The following is an 18,451-nucleotide window of genomic DNA, read 5'->3' as shown; positions in this document are numbered from 1 at the left end:
CCGGGTCCACGCACGTCACGGGTTTTCGTCGTCCCCCGCCAGCGACTGGAATTCGGACAGACCACCCGGCGCGAGCGTCCGCAGCAATTCCGCGAAACTCAGTCCCACCAGGCGACTGGCGCGGCGGAGTAAAGGCGGTACGGGACTCGAGGGCTCGTGCCGCGCGTACCACGCGCAGATCTCTTCGAGCATCCGTAGTACGTCGTCGGTGTTGCGCACGGGACCGCGTGCGGCGACATGCTCCGTCTCCGGACGGATGGCGTCGCCTTCTCCCGTGGCCTCCGCGTCCTGGCTGGCAAGGGCTTCCGGTGCACGCGACGCGACCTGTGCACGCAGAAACAGATGCAACTCACGCAGGTCGCGTTCGAGCGTGTCGAGGTCGGGGCCGGCACCTGGCGTGCGCGTCTCGAACACGTGTCCGATCGCCTGTACCTGTGAGACGGCCTCAGCAATCGCACCGTCCGTCGCCAGCAGTTCCGCGATGTCGACGTGCTGCACGACGGCGTCGACGATCTCCTGCGAGACCGCCCCGTCGTCCACCGTCGGTGCGTCGCCTGGCTTCAGCGTTCCGTTGAGCAGGCGCAGGTCGCGCAGGGAAAATGCGCCGATGCGTTCGGCGCGCAGAAGAGGAGTGCCGCGCAGATAACCGGCGGTGCCATCCACCGCGGAGAGCGACGCGAGCGCATTGATCCGCTCCGTCGGATCGTCGCCGTCGAGGCGCGGGTGCACGTCGTCCCAGTAGCGCTGAAGCAACCCGGCGATGAGGCCGATGCTCGCCGCCCACGCCACGACACCGGCGGTCTTCAGCCGCGCGTTGCCCAGGTGAACGGCGACCCGCAGATCGTGCGTACGCCCGGCGACCTGTTCGGCCTGTCGCGCGACGTCGCGCCAGTCGGGTTCCTCGGCCTGCTTCACGGTATCGCCGATCGCGCGCTCCGGCCGGGGTGCCGCCAGGCTTTCCAGCGTGAGGAAGGCGGCGTCGTATTCGAGATTGGGGCCGCATGGCGCTTCGGCGTCCAGCGGTTCCAGCAGGTGATCAGTGGTATCCGTCACGGAGATGCTCCAGTGGAGGGAAGGGGTAGATCTGGCCGCCCGTATGCCGCGTGGGATGCAGTCCACGGCTGATGCGCGTGAGCTCCTCGCGTAGCCATCGGTGGGCCGGTTGCTTGTCGAGCCTGCTGTGCCAGGCCATCGCCAGCGCGGTGTCGGGGATGTCGAAAGGCAATGCGTAAGCTTCGATACCCGGGCCGAGCGAATCGAACATGCTCTGGGGCACCGTACAGACGAGATCGGTCGCATTGAGCATGGGGCCGATGCTTTCGCCGTTGGATGCGGACACCAGGACGTCGCGCGTCAGGCCCCGTTGCTTCAGGTGCTGGTCCAGCAGACCTTCGAGGCGGCCCGAGGAGGAAACCACCATATGGCTTAGCGAGCAGTATTCCTCGACGGAGAGACGGTGCGTGCCACGCGGGTGCCCCGCACGCTGCACCATGACGAACTCGTCGGCCATCAGCTGGCGCATTTTCAGGGAGCTGGGTACGTCCTCGTTCGGAACGAGCAGGATGTCGATCTCGCCGCTTTCAAACAGGCCAAGCACGTCCTGGTCTTCGTATCCCGCGCGGAACGCCACTTTGAGGGCACGGTTGCCTTTTTCCTGAAAGGACTGAATGAGGGGAAGCGCGAAGGTCCCCACGGCGCTGGTCGAGCCGGCGATTCGAAACGTGGCCGCATCCCGCACGGGATCGAAGACACCGCCGGGGTCGGCCAGCGTGCCGAGTTGTGAAAGCGCGTCGCGCAGCGGCGCAGCCATTTCTTCGGCTTTGGGCGTGGGCACCATGCCGCGCCCCGTTTCGGACGGAACGAGCAGTGGATCGTTGAACAGGCGGCGAAGCCTCGCCAGTTGCGCGGAAAGCGCAGGCTGGCTCACGTGAAGCTTCGACGCCGCGCGGGTGACGTTACGTTCCTCCAGCAGCATGTCGAGAGAGACGAGTAGGGGCAGGTCGCTCGGTTTGAGATTCATGGATACCGCTGGTCAAACGCGTCGGGGAAGCGCGCAGGTGGCGGGAGAGCAAACGCACCCTGGGGTTGCGCTGCGGCTATTTGTCAGTCAATTCGATGCGTGAAGTGGGTCACGTCATCGCTAACGCAAATTCCTTCCGTGCCGGGGTTTATACGTGGATACATCGGTCATGACATCGTCCACCCGCAGTTGCGTAAACCTGGCCCGAGCGTGACGGGCAACTGTGACATCCTGACAGTCATGACCGACCATACGCAGCCGTCCGTGTCGAATGGAATGCGTTCTTGCGATGGACTTCGCGTTTTCGCCATGCACGAAGTCGGTGACCGACGGCCGTCAGAGTCAGGGAGGGGGATGTCCGTGACCTGCGTCGCACAACCGCGTGCGGCGAAGCCTCGTCAGGCTGCGTTCATGCCCTGGGCTTCGTCTGGAATTAGCCGTCTATTTGCGTGCTTTGACGCGGTGGCGTCAATTACCCGAAAGAGGGAGGGTCAGTCGTGGCGACGGCCGAATGTGGCGAACAATGCGGCCCAGCAGGGCAGTGCGAAAAGCAGCCACGGCATGTTGCGCTGCGGGAAATCGGGCCATAGATGTAGCAGCAGACCGATGATGCAGGCGGCGAACGAGATTGCTGCGATGCGTGTGCTGAAACGCCCCATCGGGCGACCGGCGCGACGCAGGCGCCAGATGCCGGGTATCAGTAGAAACGCCAGCGGCTGGTAGGCAAGCAGATTGAAATTGCCCCAGGCCGAGCGGTGCAATGTGAAGGCCCACAGTCCGATCATGAACAGACCGGCCAGGCCAGCGAAGACGCTGAACAAAGTGCCGGCGATCACGAACGTGAACCGTGCCTCGCGATGCCGCGTGAACGCGGGCAGCGCCAGCGGAATCGCGAGGAGCAGCCCTGCGATCAGCAGGGGCCAGCGGAGGTCCGGGGCCTCGAATGGCGGCGGCAGCAGTCGGCCCGTCACGAGGATTTCCTCGCCGTCGACGAGAGGACGTTCGTTCGCGCCGTCGCCGATGCGCACACGACGCAGTTCGGCTTCGAGCTCCATCGGCAGGAAAGCTTCCTTCCAGGCGGTCATCGGCTGGTCGGCGTACGGCCCGAGGCCCAGGTCCATGCCAAGCATCAGCCAGGTCTGGTTGCTCATCAGCCGCGAGGTGTGCTCGCGGTAGGTCATGTCGCCGCCCCAGGAGCCCAGCTGGCGGCCAAGCGCGCCGCCGAGTGCCGTGTCGAGTGCGTCGCGCACGCGTGTCGTGCAGTTGTCCGTGTAGTAGTCGTAGTGATAGCCCGCGTTCTCCGGGCGGATGTTCCACAGCATGAAACGGCGCAGTGCGTCTTTCTGTGCGATATCCAGGCTCAGGTGCTGGCGGTGCACATAGCGCCCTTCGCCCGCGTAGAACTCAACATCGGACTGCGTGGTCTCGGCATCCATGCGGTAGGCCATGATGCCGCGCGCGAAGTTGAGGATGAAGCCCTTCTGATCGAAGTCGAATACGCCGTAGTTGAATGCGATCGCTTCGCCGCTGACGCGGTCACGGATCTCCAGTGCGTCGTGTCCGAACCGTTCCCAGTAGATGTCGCCCGGCCCGTAGGTCATCAGGGAGATATCGAGATCCGAGGCCGGTGCATCGACGATGCCGGCGCGGGCCATGGGAACGACACAGAGGGCGAGCAGGAAGAGCAGGGCGTGGCGCATGGTCGGGCTTGGATCCTTGCCCGCAGGCATGGCTGTCAGGGGCCGCCGGCCATACGGCCGGCGGTGACGTCATGCGCCGCCGTTGGCGTGCGCGACGTGGAACTGCTGGACGCGACGGTCGTCGGCTTCGGTAACCCGGAAGAGGAAGTCGCCCATGGCGATTTCTTCGCCGGCCGCCGGGAGGTGGCCGAACTCCGAGGTGATCATGCCGCCGATGGTATCGAACTCCTCATCGGAGAACCGTGCACCCGCTATCTCGTTGAAGTCGGCGATGGGGGTGAGGGCGCTCACCGCGAAGCCGCCTTCTTCCAGTGCCTGGACCAGGACCGGATCTTCCTCGTCGTCGTGCTCGTCGTCGATCTCGCCGACGATCTGCTCCAGAACGTCCTCGATCGTGATCAGGCCGGCGACGCCGCCGTATTCGTCCACCACCAGCGCCATGTGATTGCGCGTCAGGCGGAACTCAGCCAGCAGCACGTTCAGGCGCATCGATTCGGGAATGAGCACGGCCGGACGGAGCAGGGCGCGCACATCGCCGCCTTCGCTCTGTCCATAATATTTCAGCAGGTCTTTCGCCAGCAGGATGCCCAGCACTTCGTCCTTGTCTTCACCGTGGACCGGGAAGCGGGAGTGCCCGGACTCGACGACGGCGGAAAGGATCTCGGGGAGGGAGGCATCGGCGGCGAGGCTGACGATCTGGGCGCGGGGCACCATGACATCGTCGACGCTGAGCTCGGTCACCTTGATGGCACCCTCGACCATGGTCAGGGTGTCGTTGGAAAGCAGGCCGTTGGCCTGGGCGGTACGCAGTTCCTCGATCAGTTCGTCGCGGTTGCGTGGCTCGCCGGAAAACATATGGCCCAGACGGTCCCACCAGGATCGGTGAGTCGGGCCATGGGTACTACCAGGTTCCTCGTTCATCACTCTTTGCGTTTCTGCCCGAAATGAGCGGAACGGTCAGTCTAACGGAATTCCTGTGACGATTCAGGGCGGGGTCCTACACGGTCTCGTAGGGGTCCGCAATTCCCAGACCCGCCAGCACGCGGGTCTCCAGCGCTTCCATCGTCTCGGCCTCGGCCTCGTCGATGTGGTCGTACCCCAGCAGATGCAGTGTCCCGTGCACCGTCAGGTGCGCCCAGTGATCCGTCGCCTTCTTTCCCTGCTCGGCCGCCTCGCGCGTCACCACGGGCGCGCAGATGACCAGATCGCCGATCAGCGGCAGGTCGACGCCCGGGGGTAGCTCCACCGGGAACGACAGCACGTTGGTCGCGTAGTCCTTGCCGCGGTACTGCAGATTCAGCGACTGGCCTTCCTCCGCATCGACGATGCGGATCGATAGCTCGGTGCCCTTACGACGGCGCGCGCCCTTCAACGCCGCCTCGACCCAGCGCCGGAAGCTGGCCGGAGCCGGCACACCCTTGCGCGCGGTGGCATAGCCGACGGCCACGTCCAGCTGACTCACTTCGCGGCGTCCTGCTTGTCTTCGAACGCCTCGTAAGCACGGACGATCTTGGCCACCAGCGGATGGCGGACCACGTCGCGCGAGGTGAAGAACGTGAAGCTGATGCCGTCCACGCCGCGCAGCACTTCGACCGCGTGACGAAGACCCGAGCGGATGTGGCGGGGCAGGTCGACCTGGGAGACGTCGCCCGTGATCACCGCGACCGAGCCGAAGCCGATACGGGTGAGGAACATCTTCATCTGTTCGACGGTGGTGTTTTGCGCTTCGTCGAGGATGACGTAGGAATCGTTGAGCGTGCGGCCACGCATATACGCCAGCGGCGCGATCTCGATCACGTTGCGCTCGATCAGCTTGCCGACCTTCTCGAAGCCGACCATCTCGTACAGCGCGTCATACAGAGGGCGCAGGTAGGGATCGATCTTCTGGCTGAGGTCGCCGGGCAGAAAGCCGAGCTTTTCGCCGGCCTCGACCGCGGGGCGCACCAGCAGCACGCGCTGTACGCGGTTGGCTTCCAGTGCCTCGATGGCGCTGGCCACGGCCAGATAGGTCTTGCCGGTACCGGCCGGACCTACGCCGAAGTTGATGTCGTGCGTGGTGATGGCGTGCAGGTAGCGCGCCTGGTTGGCGCCACGGCCTTTGATGACGCCGCGCTTGACCTTGATGACGACTTCCTGCGAGGACTCCGCCGACTCGTCGTTGATCGCGTCGATGCCCGACTCGGCCAGGTGCAGATTGATCGCGGCACCGTTGAGCACCTCGGTTTCGGTCGCGGCGTACAGCGCGCGAATGACTTTCTCGCCCGCGCGGGCCGAGCCTTCGTCACCGATGACACGGAAGATGGCGCCGCGATGGTCCACCTCGACGCCCAGGCGCAGTTCGATCTGGCGCACGTGTTCATCCAGCGGGCCACACAGGTTCGCCAGGCGGGTGTTGTCTTCGGGATCGAGGGTGAAATCGCGTTGCGAAAGACCAGGATTCATGCGACCGCAACCTCGTCCGCCAGCAGCACCCGGCCACGCAGCGAGTTGCTCATCGCCTCGGTGATCGTGACGTCCACGAACTGGCCGATCATCCGCGGATGTCCCGGGAAGTTCACATAGCGCATGTTTTCCGTCCGCCCGCTGAGTTCGTTGGGATCGCGGCGGCTGGGCTTCTCGACCAGCACCCGCTGCACGGTGCCGACCATGGCCTCGTTGATCTTGCGCGCGTTCTCGTTGATGGCCGCCTGCAGCCGGCTCAGGCGCGCGTGCTTCACCTCGGCCGGAGTCTCGTCGGCGAGGTTTGCCGCCGGCGTGCCGGGTCGCGACGAGAAGACGAACGAGAAGCTCTGGTCGAAGCCGATATCGTCGATCAGCTTCATCGTCTTCTCGAAGTCGTCGTCCGTCTCGCCGGGGAAGCCGACGATGAAGTCCGACGACACGCAGATATCCGGTCGCACCGCGCGCAGCTTGCGGATGCGCTGCTTGAATTCCAGCGCCGTGTAGCCGCGCTTCATGGCCGCGAGGATGCGGTCCGAGCCCGCCTGCACCGGAAGGTGCAGATAGTTGGCCAGCTGCGGCACGTTGGCGTAGGCCTCGATCAGCGAGTCCGAGAACTCCAGCGGATGCGATGTCGTGAAACGAATGCGGCCGATACCGTCGATCTGCGCGATGGCGTGGATCAGCACCGACAGGTCGGCGACGTCTCCGTCGTGCATCGGGCCCCGATACGCGTTGACGTTCTGGCCGAGCAGGTTGACCTCGCGTACGCCCTGTTCGGCGAGCTGGGCCACCTCGACGATCACATCGTCGAACGGTCGGCTGATTTCTTCGCCGCGCGTGTAAGGCACCACGCAATACGAGCAGTACTTCGAGCACCCTTCCATGATCGAGACGAACGCCGTCGGGCCTTCGGCGCGAGGTTCCGGCATGCGGTCGAACTTCTCGATTTCCGGGAAGCTGATGTCGACCTGCGACTTGCCGGTGGCGCGCTGGGCTTCGATCATCTGCGGCAGGCGGTGCAGGGTCTGCGGGCCGAAGACGAGGTCGACGTGCGGCGCGCGCTTGAGGATGGCGTCGCCTTCCTGCGAGGCGACGCAACCGCCGACTCCGATCAGTACGGGCTTGCCGTTGGCCTTGTGCGCCTTCCAGCGGCCAAGCTGGCTGAAGACCTTCTCCTGCGCCTTTTCGCGGATGGAACACGTGTTGACGAGGATGACGTCGGCCTCGTCCTCGTTCTGCGTCAGTTCCAGTCCATGGGACGCCGCGAGCACGTCGGCCATCTTGGCCGAGTCGTACTCGTTCATCTGGCAGCCGTGGGTCTTGATGAAAAGCTTGCCGCTCATGAGCCGGGTTACCGTGTTTCGTGGGGAGTTTCCGAACCGCGCAGTTTACTCTGCCCCCGGTTCCGTTGCCAGTTGGCCGCCGTGGATCAATGACTTGCGTGAAGAACGTCACGTTTGCGGCCCTTGGCAGCGCTGGGGTGCTCGGGCAAACTCGCGCCCATGGTTGACGACGCGACGCCAGGGGAAAGCGCCGGCCATCACGCCCGCCGTTTCCTGACCTCCCGGACGGCCCTGCGAAGGGTCGCGGGCGCCTGCGTCCTGCTGCTGGGACTGCTGGCCGGGCCGGCGTCGGCGGGTGCGCTTTACCGTTGCATCGGTAGTACGGGCGAGACGGTTTTCTCCGGCGGCACCGCGGGCTACAAGGACTGTAAGCGCATCGGCAGCACGGCCCCCTCGCGTCCGGCGCGGCCCGTCGCATTGCCCGCCGCGCCGCAGAAGGCCGTCTTCGAACCGGTCGCCGGCCCCCCGTCGCTCAAAGGTGTGATCGGCTCCGTGGTGCTGGCGCCCGCCGCCGCCGTGCCTTCGCTGGCCGGCGTGACCGGCGGTGTGGTCGGCGGAGCGGATGGTACCGAGCGCGAACCGCTGGCCCTGCCTCCCGTGACCGCGCCGAAAGGGCAGTGGGACTATAAGGAGTCGGCGAGTACCGATTTAACGGCGGCGGCTGCGCCTGCCGCACCTCAGGGCTCCCGGGTCTTGCGTGGCGCGGTCTACCGGATCACCCGGGCGGACGGCGGCGTCGAGTACACCAATATTCCGCCGGGCGGCGGCGGTCAGGGATCGAGCATCAAGATGCTCTTTACCTATATCGCCACCTGCGCCGCCTGCGACGTGCATTCGAAGGTCGACTGGAACAACGTCGGTCTGAATCTGGTCGCGTACGGCGACGCGATCCGCTCGGCGAGCAGCGAGTTCAGCGTGGACGAGGCGCTGCTGCGCGCGATCATTCACGCCGAAAGCGCGTTCAACCCGCGCGCGCTGTCGGTGGCTGGCGCGCAGGGCCTGATGCAGCTGATTCCGGGTACCGCGCGCGACATGGGCGTGCTGGATGCCTTCGACGCCAATCAGAATATTCGCGGCGGCGCGCGTTATCTCGCGCTGTTGCTGAAGACCTTCAACGGCAACGAGCGCCTGGCCGCGGCGGCGTATAACGCCGGACCCGGTGCGGTGCAGAAGTACAACGGCGTGCCGCCTTATGACGAAACGCAGGTCTATGTCGAGCGCGTCGGCGTGCTGCGCAAGCGCTACGGCGACATGTTGAAAAGCCGCCCCAGCACCGGCGTCCCCCTGGCCGACAACCGAATGTAGCAGCGCGCCCCGCGCGTTGTAGAAGCGCCCGGCGCGTTGTAGGAGCGCGCCCCGCGCGTGGTAGGAGCGCGCCCCGCGCGTGGTAGGAGCGCGCCCCGCGCGCGAAAAGCCAACGAAGCCCAGAAGCCGCTATCCCCCACCTCCCCCCATCCCCCGCCGCGAAAAGACATCGCGCGCAAGGCGCGCTCCTACCGGGCCGCGCCCTGGAGCGCCTGCATCGGCGCCGTGGGCGGCCTCTGCGCCGGCGTCACGGTCGTGTTGAACGCCGCACCGTTGCGCAGCCCGGAGACCTGCACCGGATCGCCCGGTTTCAGCGAGGCCTCGTGCCGGCGCAGATCCGACGGGTCGAGGATGTCCTCATCGCCGATGCGCAGCAGCACGTCGCGTTGCTGGATGCCCGCGAGCGCGGCGGGGCCGCCCGGGGATACGTCGTTGACCACGACACCGCGCGCCGCCGAAGGCAGACCGCTGTCGGCGGAGACCGGCACGGCGCCGTAGTCGGCACCGATCCAGCCACGCACGACGTGGCCCGTTTGTATGATCTGGTCCAGTACCTCGCGTGCGCTCTGCACGGGGATGGCGAAGCCGATGCCTTCGGCGCCGACCGCCTGACCGATCAGTGATGTATTGATACCGACGAGCTCGCCATGCGCATTGACGAGCGCGCCGCCCGAGTTACCGAAGTTGATCGCCGCGTCGGTCTGGATGAAGTTTTCCAGGCTGGACAGATTGAGCTGGCGGCCGATGGCACTGACGATGCCCATGGTCACCGTCTGGCCGATACCGAAGGGGTTGCCGATGGCCAGCACCACGTCGCCGACCCGTGGACGGCTCTCGGCGTCGGTCATGTGGATCGCCGGCAGGTTGCCCGCGTCCACCTTGAGTACCGCAAGGTCCGTCTCATCGTCCGAGCCCACGACCCGGGCCTTGGCCACCCGGCCGTCGTAGAGCAGCAGCTGGATGTCGTCGGCGTTGGCGATCACGTGGTTGTTGGTCAGGACGTAGCCATCTTCCCTGACGATGACGCCCGAGCCGAGGTTCTGCTGACGCCGCGTACGCGCCGGGCCGGTGGGCACGCTGAAGATGCGCTGCAACACGGGATCGGAGTAGAGCTCGCGCGGCTGCTCGGTCACCAGCTTGTTCGCATAGATGTTGACGACCGACGGCGCGGCCTTGGCCACGGCATCGGCATACGACACGGGACCCGTGCCCGCCCCGGGAGCGGCCGGCTCGACCGCGGCAGGCTCGTGTTCGATGACCGGCGGCGTGAAACGCTCACGAAGAAAAGCGCCGCTGCCTGGCCAGAACAGGCCGATGACGAAGGCGACGGCAAGGCCGAGCACGACGAAACGGGCGACGAAGGCAAGCGTACGAGCGGCGTGGTTCATGGAGTAGCGAGGGGTCCTGTCGTCCGGTTTTGCCGAATTTTCCGCATCCTGGCGGGCACTTGGCAGCCCCATCCGTCATGGGGGACAGGGGAAGGTTCAGTTTATTGTACGTGGCTGGTGCTGCCGTTACACTGACTCGATTTAGCGGAAGCCGATTTCCGATACGAGCCGGCGATAGGGGTCCGCATTCTCAATGGCATAAGTTCCGGAGAGCCTGATGGCGAACGAATTCGTCGATCACGGCCGCCGTCGCTTCCTCACCACAACGACCGCGGTCGTTGGCGGAGTCGGGGTAGTCGCGGCGATCGTGCCCTTCATTAAGTCGTGGGAACCAAGCGCAAGGGCAAAGGCAGCAGGAGCGCCTGTTACGGTCGACATCAGTGCCATCGAGGCGGGCCAGAAGGTCACCTTCGCCTGGCGCAGCCTTCCGGTCTTCGTCGTCAATCGCAGCAAGGAACAGCTGGCCCAGCTGAAGGGCCTCGAGCCCCGTCTGCTGGACCCGCAGTCGTCCGATTCGGCGCAGCAGCCGAAGTACGCGACCAACGAGAACCGTTCCATCAAGCCCGAGTGGCTGGTCGTCATCGGCCTGTGCACCCACCTGGGCTGCGTGCCGGACTTCGTGCCCGACATCAAGCCTGAGCCGTTCGACGCGAACTGGAAGGGCGGCTTCTACTGCCCCTGCCATAAGTCACGCTATGACTTGTCGGGCCGCGTCTTCGCCGGCGTTCCCGCCCCGAAGAACCTCCCGGTGCCCCCTTATCACTTCGTGGATGACTCGCACATCCAGATCGGTGTCGACCCGGAGGGCAAAAGCTGATGGCCAGCCTTTTCGATTGGGTCAACGAACGCGCGCCGAACCTGGCGCCGACGTTCCGCAAGCACATGACCGAGTACTACGCGCCGAAGAACTTCAATCTCTGGTACTACTTCGGTTCGCTCGCCATGCTCGTCCTGGTCAACCAGATCGTGACCGGCATCTTCCTCACCATGAACTACAAGACGAGTGCGCTCGAAGCGTTCAACTCGGTCGAGTACATCATGCGTGACGTGGAGTGGGGCTGGCTCATCCGCTACATGCATTCCACCGGTGCGTCGCTGTTCTTCGTGGTGGTGTTCCTGCACATGTTCCGCGGGATCATGTACGGCTCGTTCAAGCGACCCCGCGAGCTGGTGTGGATCCTGGGCATGCTGATCTTCCTCGTGCTGATGGCCGAGGCCTTCATGGGCTACGTGCTGCCTTGGGGCAACATGTCGTTCTGGGGCGCGAAGGTCATCATCTCGCTGTTCGGCACCATTCCTTATATCGGCTCGTCGCTGGTGGAATGGATCATGGGCGATTTCCTGCCCGCCGACGCCACGCTGAACCGCTTCTTCGCGCTGCACGTCATCGCGCTGCCGCTGGTGCTCCTGCTGCTGGTGGTGCTGCATCTCGCCGCGCTGCACGAGGTGGGTTCGAACAACCCGGACGGCGTCGACGTCAAGCATGGCCCGAAGGGCAATCGCTGGGACGCCGACAAGCCGAAGGACGCCGTGCCGTTCCATCCGTACTACACGGTGAAAGACCTCTTCGGCGTCGGCTTCTTCCTCACCATCGCGGCGTTCATCATCTTCTTCGCGCCGACCTTCGGTGGCTGGTTCCTGGAGCATGACAACTTCACGCCGGCCAACAACCTGGTGACGCCGAGCCACATCAAACCGTCGTGGTACTTCACGCCGTTCTACGCGATCCTCCGCATGATCCCGTCCTTCTTCGGCACGGCGATCTGGGGCGTCATCGGCATGTTCGGCTCGATCCTGCTGCTGGCGCTGCTGCCATGGATCGATAAGGGAGCGGTGCGCTCTGTGCGCTACCGCGGCCTCGGTTTCCGCATCGCCCTGGGCGTGCTCGTGGTGTCCTTCCTGTCCCTGGGCGCGGTGGGTGCGGGCGTCACGGCGGAGCTGATTCCCGCCTGGTTCCCGCATGCCGACGTCACCACGTGGGAGAACGCCTTCGGTCGCCTGATGGCGCTGGGTTACTTCGGCTTCTTCCTCTTCGTATGGGTCTACACGCGCTTCGGTTTCGAGAAGACCAAGCCGGTTCCGGAACGGGTGACGATGCATGATTAAGCGCTATGTTTTCTCAGTCGCTCTTGCTCTGGGTCTCTTTGTCGCCACGCTGCCTGTCCTTGCCGCCGAAGGTGGCGAGGACCTGCCGTCCGCCGGCACCAACGTCAACGACAGGGCCGCGCTACAGCGCGGTGCCAGGCTCTTCTTCAACTACTGCGTGGGCTGCCACTCGCTGAAGTATGTGCGCTACTCGCGCCTGGCGACCGACCTCGGCCTGTCCGAAGACGAGGTGATGTCCAACCTCAACTTCACCGGTGCGAAGTTCGGCGAACCGGTCCTCTCGCACATGCCTGCCGACGGCGCCAAGGCCTGGTTCGGCAAGGAGCCGCCGGATCTCTCGCTCGAGGCGCGCGCCAAGGGCGTGGACTTCATCTTCAACTACCTCAACGCGTTCTACCTCGATCCGAGCCGACCGGTGGGCTGGAACAACACGGTGTTCCCGAATGCCTCCATGCCCAATCCCCTGTGGGAATTGCAGGGCCTGCAGGTCGCGGTGCACGGTGAAGCGAAGCCCGGACAGGAAGCCACGGTCGAGAAGCTCGAGCTGCAACGTCCGGGTCGCATGACGCCGGACGAATTCAGGGGCGCCACGCGCGATCTCGCTACCTTCCTTGAGTACACGGCCGAGCCCGCCGCACTCGAGCGCCAGTCGGTCGGTGTGTGGGTGATCCTCTTCCTGGCTGGCCTCACGTTTCTCCTGTACCTGGTGAAGCACGAGTACTGGAAAGACGTTCACGAAGAACATTAAGTTAGGGAGGTCGATGCATGGTCCAGAATGCTCGTTCGCGTGCGGCGCTGACTCTGTACACCAGCGCCGACGACATCCATTGTCACCGGACGCGCCTGGTCCTGGCCGCGAAGGGGGTGGCCTATGACCGGATCATCCTCAAGGCGGACGAGCCCACGCCCGACCTGCTCGATCTCAACCCTTATGGCACGCTGCCGACCCTCGTCGACCGCGACCTGACCCTTTACGACACGCTGGTCGTGGTCGAATACCTCGACGAACGCTATCCGCACCCGCCGCTGATGCCGATCGACCCCTTGTCCCGGGCGCGTCTGCGCCTGGCTACGTGGCGGATCGAGAACGACTGGCTGCCCGAGATCGAGACGATCGGGGAGGGCGGTAAGGCGGCGGAGGGCGCGCGCAAGCGGTTGCGCGAGCATCTGCTGCTGTCGGAACCCTTGTTCCGCGCCTCGCGGTTCTTCCTCAATCCGGAAATGAGCCTGATCGACTGCCTCGTCGCCCCCGTGGTCTGGCGTCTGCCGCACCTGGGTGTGGACCTGGGCAAGGAAGGCAAGGCGATCGTGGACTACGGCGAGCGTCTGTTCCACAGCCAGGGATTCGCCCGCAGTCTCACCCCGGAAGAGCGCGACATGCGCCCGGACTTCAATTTCCTGCCCGGTTAGCGTCTTTCGCCGCGTATCCCTTAAACTGTCGTCATGGATACCAATGAAACCGCAGGCATGACCTCCAATCGGCCTTACCTGCTGCGTGCCATCTACGACTGGATCAGCGACAACGGTCTGACCCCGTACGTCCTCGTCGACGCCGGGCAGCCGGGCGTCAAAGTGCCCGCCCACGTCGTGAAGAACGGCCAGGTGGTGCTGAACCTCGCCATGCGCGCGGTGGCCAATCTGGATCTGGGCAACGACCGGATCGGCTTCCAGGCCCGTTTTTCAGGCGTCAGCCAGCAGATCGTCATCCCCGTGCAGGCCGTATTGGCGCTTTACGCGCAGGAGAACGGCCAGGGCATGATGTTCCCGGTCGACGAGAACGACACCGCGCCGGCCACGGCGATCGAAGCGGTCGACGACACCGACGCCCCACCGCCCACCGGTGGTGACGATGACCGGCCCAAGCGCGGCGCGCCGCACCTTCGGGTCGTCAAATAAAAGAAACCCGCCGGGAGGCGGGTTTTTTGTGCCGGGCGACAGGCCAGCTCCGGTAGGAGCCAGCCCTGCTGGCGATTCCGAACCCGTCAGTGCAACCGCCGCCGGTCCGCCAGCGAAATCACGTTCGCCCCATGCACGATCGAATCGGTAGCCACCACGGTCTCCAGCTCGGGCGAATCGGTTCCCGGCAGCGAATAGCTGGCGATCTCGTTCCCCGCCATCCAGAGACGCGCCATCTGCCGCGACTGGCCGTCAATACTTACTTCAAAGCCGTAGCAGCGCTCGAGGCGGCGGACGCCATCGACCCCCTGGAGCCGCACGCCGCGCAGCCCGACCGACTGATCGAGCAGCTGCAGGCCGTAGCGTTTGCATAGCCCCGTCGCGGCGCGTACGGCGACTTCCCTGGCTCGCGTCAGTCGGTACCAGCTCGCGATACCGCCTGCGAGGACGAGAAGCCAGAAAAGATCGCTGAAAGATGCCATGGCGTCAGTGTGTGGCCGATTCCGCGTGTCTACAAGTCCCTGAGCTGGAAGCTTGCCGCAGGAGCGCACGACAGGGCGCTCCGTCGCAGGAGCGCGCCCTGCGCGCGAAAAGCCAACTCAATCCCCCGGATGCTTCACATCCAGCCGCAGCGACAGATCGATCGCCCGCACATGCTTGGTCAACGCGCCGCTGGAGATGAAATCCACGCCGGTCCGCGCGATCGCGTGAATCGTGTCCAGCTCCACGTTACCCGACACCTCGAGGGGAATCCGCCCGGCGGTATACGCCACGGCCTCGGTCAGCATTGCCGGGGTGAAGTTATCGAGCAGCGCGCGATCGGCACCCGCCGCGATGGCTTCCGCCAGCTCGTCCATGGTCTCCACCTCGACGATCAGCGGCAGCGTGGGGTGAATGAGGCGCGCCGCGTTGACCGCCGGCCGGATGCCGCCCGCCGCGATGATGTGGTTTTCCTTGAGCATCATCGCGTCGAACAGGCCGATGCGGTGGTTGGTACCGCCGCCACAGCGAACGGCGTACTTCTGCGCGCGACGCAGGCCCGGCAGCGTCTTGCGGGTGTCGAGGATACGAGTTGGCGTGCCGGCCAGCGCGTCGACATAGCGCGAGGTCACCGTCGCCGTCGACGAGAGCAGCTGCAGGAAGTTGAGCGCCGTCCGCTCGGCGGTGACCAGGGCACGTGCCTGCCCGGCGAGACGGCAGATGGGCGAGCCGGCGGTCACGCGATCGCCGTCGTGGGCCAGCCACTCGATGCGCACATCCGGGTCGAGCTTGCGGAACGCGGCGTCGAACCAGGCGGTGCCGCAGATCACGGCATTCTCGCGACAGGTCAGGACGGCTGTGGCGGTGGCCTTGGGATCGAGCAGGTCGGCCGTGGCGTCGCCGGGGCCGATGTCTTCGGCGAAGGCGCGATCGATATCGGCAAGGATGTCGGCCGCCGGCGGCAGTGCGTCGGTCAGCGATGGCGAAGCGGTGGAGGTCATCGGAAGGATGCGCCCGTGGAAGAGGGCGCTACCTTATCAAGACTCACCCGTGCGCGGTGTAACCCGCGCGGGTCGGGTCAGGGCCTGGCTTCGGCCTCGGGCGTACGCAGCCGCTCGACGATCGCGTCCATCGCACGATCGAACAGCATCGACGAATCCAGTACGCGGGCATGGCCGCTGGCGAAGGCCTGCGCAAGACCGCCGAGGCTGTGATCGGCGACCTTCAGGCCACGACGGTTGACGAAGAGATAGCGGCCGCTGATCGGGCTGACCCACGAAAGCTTCGCGCGATCGGTGCTGCCGTCTTCGGCGGTGAACTCGAGCCACTGGCCGACTTTCAGTTCACGGGCCTGAGCGAGATTGCGCTCGTCGAAGGCTTCGTCAGGGAGCGATTCGTCCTCGGGCTCCGGTTCGACCGTTGGTTCTTCGATCGCCTGGATGGCCTCGGGCAAGGGCATCACGCTGGTGACGAGCGTGCCCGATTCCGTCTCCGGCACGGACTCGCCGAGCTGCTGGCGATAGAACGCGTGCAGCTGGGCGAGCAGTTGCTCGGTGTCGGCCTCCTGAAAGGCGACGGCGGCGAGACCGCGACGCAGCGAGCGTTCGATCGACGGCAGAATGGCCCGAAGGTCGCGTCGGCCGTTGAGGTCGTAAACGGGACGCGCGCTGGCGATGAAATCGTCGATGAAGCGCAGCGAGTCGCGGAATTCCTGGGCTTCTTCGCCCTGACGCAGCAGGGTGAGCACGATATAGTTGGCCCAGGCCCTCGTCAGCACGCCGTAGATCAGGGGCGGCAGGGCGGCACCGTCGACGCGGCCGACGATTTCCTGGGCGGCGCGCCGGCGCGCGTGCTCGAGCTTTTCGCGACCGCGGGTGGATTCGGCGACACGCTGCTCGGCGAGTTCCGCACGCTTGCGGCTGATGTCGAGGAAGTCCTGCAGCTCGGCCGCGAGGCGGTTGAAGACGGCGACATCGTCGTCGAAGTCGTGCAGCAGCCGCTCGACGATGGATTTGATCTTGTCGAACAGGCGACCGTCGCGATCGGCTTCGGCGGACCACCCCTTGGCCGCATCGGCGAGCGCGTCGAGCAACTGACGCGCCGGGTGCGATTTTTGCGCGAACATCCGGCGGTCGAGCAGCGCGACCTTGAGGTAAGGGATCTGCAGGCGCGCGAGCATGACCTGCATCTCGGCCGGCAGGTTGTGATCTTCGAGGATGAACTCGAACAGCATGCCGACAAGGTCGATGGTGTCCTCGTCCACGCCGGACACGTGTGCGGTCTGCTGACCGCGCAACTGGCCGATCTGCGCGAGCAGCTGTTCCTTCAGCTGGGCGACGTCGCGCGTGACATCGGCCTGGCTCGCCATCGGTACGGCGGTCCCGGGCATGCCGGCGATCTGGCTCTGCAGCAGGGTCAGCGCACCGAGCAGCTCCGTCGCGCTGGGCAGCGGGCCGGTAGGCAGCGGAGCGCCTCCGGCGAAGCCCTCTGTACCCACCGTGGTGCCGCGACGCGCCGAGAACATGGCGTGCAGCGACTGCATGAACTCCGCCGCCGCGGCGTCGGTCACCGGCGCGGCCGTCTGTGGAGCGACCACAGACGAGGCTGGGCCTGTCGGCGCGGGCGCATCGCTGCGACGGGTGACGATCTCATGGCGCAGCTGCGGCAGAACGCCCGCGGCGGCCAGCTCGTTATTGATGTCTTCGTAGAGTTCGTCGATGCCGGCCAGCACATAGCGATCGAACAGCTTGTAGATGATCAGCTTGACCCGGACCTCGACCATCAGCTCGCGCATGGCCTGGCGGAACGCGGCGGCCAGCGAGGCGGGGCCTACGGGGTTGGACGCGTCGTCCATCCGGGCGCCGCCGCAGATCACCGACAGGCGCTGATTGACGGCGAAGAGGGCGCGCGCAAGACGCTGCTCGTTCTTGCCGATCATGCTGGTGATCGCGAGGGATTCTTCGAGTTCGTTCTCGCCAACGAGGCTGAGCTCGATATTGGCGAGAGGGCGGGCGTGGGCGTCGGCGTCCGGCGCGCGCGTGCGCCCGGCGGAAAAATCGGCCAGATCCCGGGCGACCTGGCCCAGAAACGTGCGCTCGACAATGGCGCGCTTCTTGCGGACCTCGCGCATGCCATCGAAAAACTGAGTCTGCGCGGCGTTGTTCTCGGCCTTTTCGGCCAGATCGAACAGGGCGTCGTCGATGTTCTCGAACATGTTGGTGGCCAGCGCGTGCAGGCGCTTGGTCGCCAGGCCGCGCACGGTGACCAGAAGCGCGCCCACACTCTCGCTGCGCGGATCCAGGCGCTGGCTGAGATCGATCACATTGGACGGCTCGCTCGCGTTACTCATCGCGCATCTCTGGATTCAACGGCCCCCGCCTGAGGGGCCATTGTGCGGGAACGAATGCTTTAAATTGTGACGGACGTCACGGATTCTGCGCGAGACCGGATTCCGGAGTAAAGCCCGTCAACTGGAGGGTGCCGATACCCGCTTCGGGGAGCATGACGGGGATGCCGTCCTCGACCCGGTAGACGAGCTGGCCGTCGGTGGTGATCAGGCCTTCGGTCAGTGGCTCGGCCACTTTTTCCCCGGCGACGGTGTCGACCGAGCCGGCGCGGATGGCGCCGTTGAGGTTGTCGCGCTCGGCGGCCGTCAGCGGACGCAGGGGGCGCTTGCTGACCGGGCAGCAGAGGATATCGAGGAGACGCTTGTCCATGAGAGCGGCCGCGGAGGCCAACCTGTAGATCGGGAATGCACTTACAATAGCGACT

At 65.5% G+C, this 18,451-nt stretch carries 18 protein-coding genes; 6 read left to right on the top strand and 12 right to left on the bottom strand.

Going from position 1 to position 18,451, the window contains the following annotated elements; genetic code table 11:
* Positions 1-15: 15 nt before the first annotated feature.
* The 7 genes from tssA to miaB all read right to left on the bottom strand — a co-directional run bounded on the left by tssA (position 16) and on the right by miaB (position 7,505).
* On the bottom strand, positions 16-1,053 hold the full coding sequence (gene tssA / locus BLT40_RS17030; protein WP_176809205.1) for a type VI secretion system protein TssA: 1,038 nt from the start codon (positions 1,051-1,053) through the stop codon (positions 16-18).
* Complete coding sequence (locus BLT40_RS17025; RefSeq protein WP_090355098.1) at positions 1,037-2,020, bottom strand: LysR family transcriptional regulator; 984 nt, start codon at positions 2,018-2,020, stop codon at positions 1,037-1,039. Before BLT40_RS17025 ends, tssA begins: the two co-directional genes overlap by 17 nt.
* Before the next feature lie 491 nt (positions 2,021-2,511).
* Complete coding sequence (locus BLT40_RS17020; protein ID WP_090355096.1) at positions 2,512-3,720, bottom strand: lipoprotein N-acyltransferase Lnb domain-containing protein; 1,209 nt, start codon at positions 3,718-3,720, stop codon at positions 2,512-2,514.
* Positions 3,721-3,789: 69 nt separating this feature from the next.
* Positions 3,790-4,641: an HlyC/CorC family transporter gene (locus tag BLT40_RS17015; RefSeq protein WP_036115017.1), complete on the bottom strand. Its 852-nt coding sequence runs from the start codon at positions 4,639-4,641 to the stop codon at positions 3,790-3,792.
* A 76-nt stretch (positions 4,642-4,717) separates the two neighbouring features.
* Complete coding sequence (gene ybeY / locus BLT40_RS17010) at positions 4,718-5,182, bottom strand: rRNA maturation RNase YbeY (RefSeq protein ID WP_090355094.1); 465 nt, start codon at positions 5,180-5,182, stop codon at positions 4,718-4,720.
* Positions 5,179-6,162 (bottom strand): PhoH family protein, encoded by a 984-nt coding sequence (locus tag BLT40_RS17005; RefSeq protein ID WP_036115013.1) that lies wholly within the window; start codon positions 6,160-6,162, stop codon positions 5,179-5,181. The genes ybeY and BLT40_RS17005 overlap by 4 nt, the downstream gene beginning before the upstream one ends.
* Complete coding sequence (miaB, locus tag BLT40_RS17000; RefSeq protein WP_036115011.1) at positions 6,159-7,505, bottom strand: tRNA (N6-isopentenyl adenosine(37)-C2)-methylthiotransferase MiaB; 1,347 nt, start codon at positions 7,503-7,505, stop codon at positions 6,159-6,161. The genes BLT40_RS17005 and miaB overlap by 4 nt, the downstream gene beginning before the upstream one ends.
* Positions 7,506-7,664: 159 nt before the next feature.
* Here miaB and BLT40_RS16995 point away from each other — a divergent pair, with 159 nt between their 5' ends.
* Entirely contained in the window at positions 7,665-8,810 is a 1,146-nt protein-coding gene (locus BLT40_RS16995; RefSeq protein ID WP_090355093.1) for a lytic transglycosylase domain-containing protein, read from the top strand.
* A 188-nt stretch (positions 8,811-8,998) separates the two neighbouring features.
* Here BLT40_RS16995 and BLT40_RS16990 read toward each other — a convergent pair whose 3' ends face one another.
* The gene (locus BLT40_RS16990) at positions 8,999-10,198 is read right to left on the bottom strand and encodes a S1C family serine protease (RefSeq protein ID WP_090355091.1); all 1,200 of its coding nucleotides are present in this window, start codon (positions 10,196-10,198) and stop codon (positions 8,999-9,001) included.
* 217 nt (positions 10,199-10,415) lie between these two features.
* Here BLT40_RS16990 and petA point away from each other — a divergent pair, with 217 nt between their 5' ends.
* Genes petA through BLT40_RS16965 form a run of 5 tightly spaced genes read left to right on the top strand, consistent with a single transcriptional unit; the run spans position 10,416 to position 14,200 of the window.
* A complete protein-coding gene (petA, locus tag BLT40_RS16985) occupies positions 10,416-11,015 on the top strand; it encodes a ubiquinol-cytochrome c reductase iron-sulfur subunit (protein WP_043692912.1) in 600 nt (199 codons plus the stop codon).
* Complete coding sequence (locus tag BLT40_RS16980) at positions 11,015-12,304, top strand: cytochrome b (protein ID WP_036115002.1); 1,290 nt, start codon at positions 11,015-11,017, stop codon at positions 12,302-12,304. The genes petA and BLT40_RS16980 overlap by 1 nt, the downstream gene beginning before the upstream one ends.
* Complete coding sequence (locus BLT40_RS16975) at positions 12,297-13,052, top strand: cytochrome c1 (RefSeq protein WP_176167731.1); 756 nt, start codon at positions 12,297-12,299, stop codon at positions 13,050-13,052. Before BLT40_RS16980 ends, BLT40_RS16975 begins: the two co-directional genes overlap by 8 nt.
* A gap of 17 nt (positions 13,053-13,069) precedes the next feature.
* Positions 13,070-13,714 (top strand): glutathione S-transferase N-terminal domain-containing protein, encoded by a 645-nt coding sequence (locus BLT40_RS16970; RefSeq protein ID WP_079520839.1) that lies wholly within the window; start codon positions 13,070-13,072, stop codon positions 13,712-13,714.
* A 57-nt stretch (positions 13,715-13,771) separates the two neighbouring features.
* Positions 13,772-14,200 carry a ClpXP protease specificity-enhancing factor gene (locus tag BLT40_RS16965; protein WP_079520840.1) on the top strand — a complete coding sequence of 143 codons (429 nt, stop codon included), beginning with the start codon at positions 13,772-13,774 and terminating at the stop codon, positions 14,198-14,200.
* A gap of 86 nt (positions 14,201-14,286) precedes the next feature.
* On the opposite strand, the gene BLT40_RS16960 is transcribed toward BLT40_RS16965, so the two are convergent.
* The 4 genes from BLT40_RS16960 to BLT40_RS16945 all read right to left on the bottom strand — a co-directional run bounded on the left by BLT40_RS16960 (position 14,287) and on the right by BLT40_RS16945 (position 18,396).
* Positions 14,287-14,682, bottom strand: a complete 396-nt coding sequence (locus tag BLT40_RS16960; protein ID WP_036114991.1) for a DUF3301 domain-containing protein — start codon at positions 14,680-14,682, stop codon at positions 14,287-14,289.
* 117 nt (positions 14,683-14,799) lie between these two features.
* Positions 14,800-15,681: a carboxylating nicotinate-nucleotide diphosphorylase gene (nadC, locus tag BLT40_RS16955; RefSeq protein WP_036114988.1), complete on the bottom strand. Its 882-nt coding sequence runs from the start codon at positions 15,679-15,681 to the stop codon at positions 14,800-14,802.
* A gap of 77 nt (positions 15,682-15,758) precedes the next feature.
* Positions 15,759-18,029 (bottom strand): DUF1631 domain-containing protein, encoded by a 2,271-nt coding sequence (locus BLT40_RS16950; protein ID WP_090355089.1) that lies wholly within the window; start codon positions 18,027-18,029, stop codon positions 15,759-15,761.
* Between the two features lie 76 nt (positions 18,030-18,105).
* The gene (locus BLT40_RS16945; protein WP_036114983.1) at positions 18,106-18,396 is read right to left on the bottom strand and encodes a Trm112 family protein; all 291 of its coding nucleotides are present in this window, start codon (positions 18,394-18,396) and stop codon (positions 18,106-18,108) included.
* Between the last annotated feature and the right edge of the window lie 55 nt (positions 18,397-18,451).

Source organism: Dyella sp. 333MFSha (assembly GCF_900102405.1).
Lineage (GTDB): Bacteria > Pseudomonadota > Gammaproteobacteria > Xanthomonadales > Rhodanobacteraceae > Luteibacter > Luteibacter mycovicinus.
The sequence above is the reverse complement of the archived record's forward strand: the minus strand, read 5'-3'. Positions and strand labels throughout refer to the sequence as shown.

Excerpts from the sequence above, each read along its gene's own strand:
- petA (WP_043692912.1), top strand. The coding sequence starts at position 10,416 with ATGGCGAACGAATTCGTCGATCACGGCCGCCGTCGCTTCCTCACCACA.
- BLT40_RS16980 (WP_036115002.1), top strand. The coding sequence starts at position 11,015 with ATGGCCAGCCTTTTCGATTGGGTCAACGAACGCGCGCCGAACCTGGCG.
- nadC (WP_036114988.1), bottom strand. The coding sequence starts at position 15,681 with ATGACCTCCACCGCTTCGCCATCGCTGACCGACGCACTGCCGCCGGCG.
- BLT40_RS16965 (WP_079520840.1), top strand. The coding sequence starts at position 13,772 with ATGACCTCCAATCGGCCTTACCTGCTGCGTGCCATCTACGACTGGATC.
- miaB (WP_036115011.1), bottom strand. The coding sequence starts at position 7,505 with ATGAGCGGCAAGCTTTTCATCAAGACCCACGGCTGCCAGATGAACGAG.
- BLT40_RS16960 (WP_036114991.1), bottom strand. The coding sequence starts at position 14,682 with ATGGCATCTTTCAGCGATCTTTTCTGGCTTCTCGTCCTCGCAGGCGGT.
- BLT40_RS16995 (WP_090355093.1), top strand. The coding sequence starts at position 7,665 with ATGGTTGACGACGCGACGCCAGGGGAAAGCGCCGGCCATCACGCCCGC.
- BLT40_RS16975 (WP_176167731.1), top strand. The coding sequence starts at position 12,297 with ATGATTAAGCGCTATGTTTTCTCAGTCGCTCTTGCTCTGGGTCTCTTT.
- BLT40_RS17015 (WP_036115017.1), bottom strand. The coding sequence starts at position 4,641 with ATGAACGAGGAACCTGGTAGTACCCATGGCCCGACTCACCGATCCTGG.
- BLT40_RS16970 (WP_079520839.1), top strand. The coding sequence starts at position 13,070 with ATGGTCCAGAATGCTCGTTCGCGTGCGGCGCTGACTCTGTACACCAGC.
- BLT40_RS16990 (WP_090355091.1), bottom strand. The coding sequence starts at position 10,198 with ATGAACCACGCCGCTCGTACGCTTGCCTTCGTCGCCCGTTTCGTCGTG.
- BLT40_RS16945 (WP_036114983.1), bottom strand. The coding sequence starts at position 18,396 with ATGGACAAGCGTCTCCTCGATATCCTCTGCTGCCCGGTCAGCAAGCGC.
- BLT40_RS17025 (WP_090355098.1), bottom strand. The coding sequence starts at position 2,020 with ATGAATCTCAAACCGAGCGACCTGCCCCTACTCGTCTCTCTCGACATG.
- BLT40_RS16950 (WP_090355089.1), bottom strand. The coding sequence starts at position 18,029 with ATGAGTAACGCGAGCGAGCCGTCCAATGTGATCGATCTCAGCCAGCGC.
- BLT40_RS17020 (WP_090355096.1), bottom strand. The coding sequence starts at position 3,720 with ATGCGCCACGCCCTGCTCTTCCTGCTCGCCCTCTGTGTCGTTCCCATG.
- BLT40_RS17005 (WP_036115013.1), bottom strand. The coding sequence starts at position 6,162 with ATGAATCCTGGTCTTTCGCAACGCGATTTCACCCTCGATCCCGAAGAC.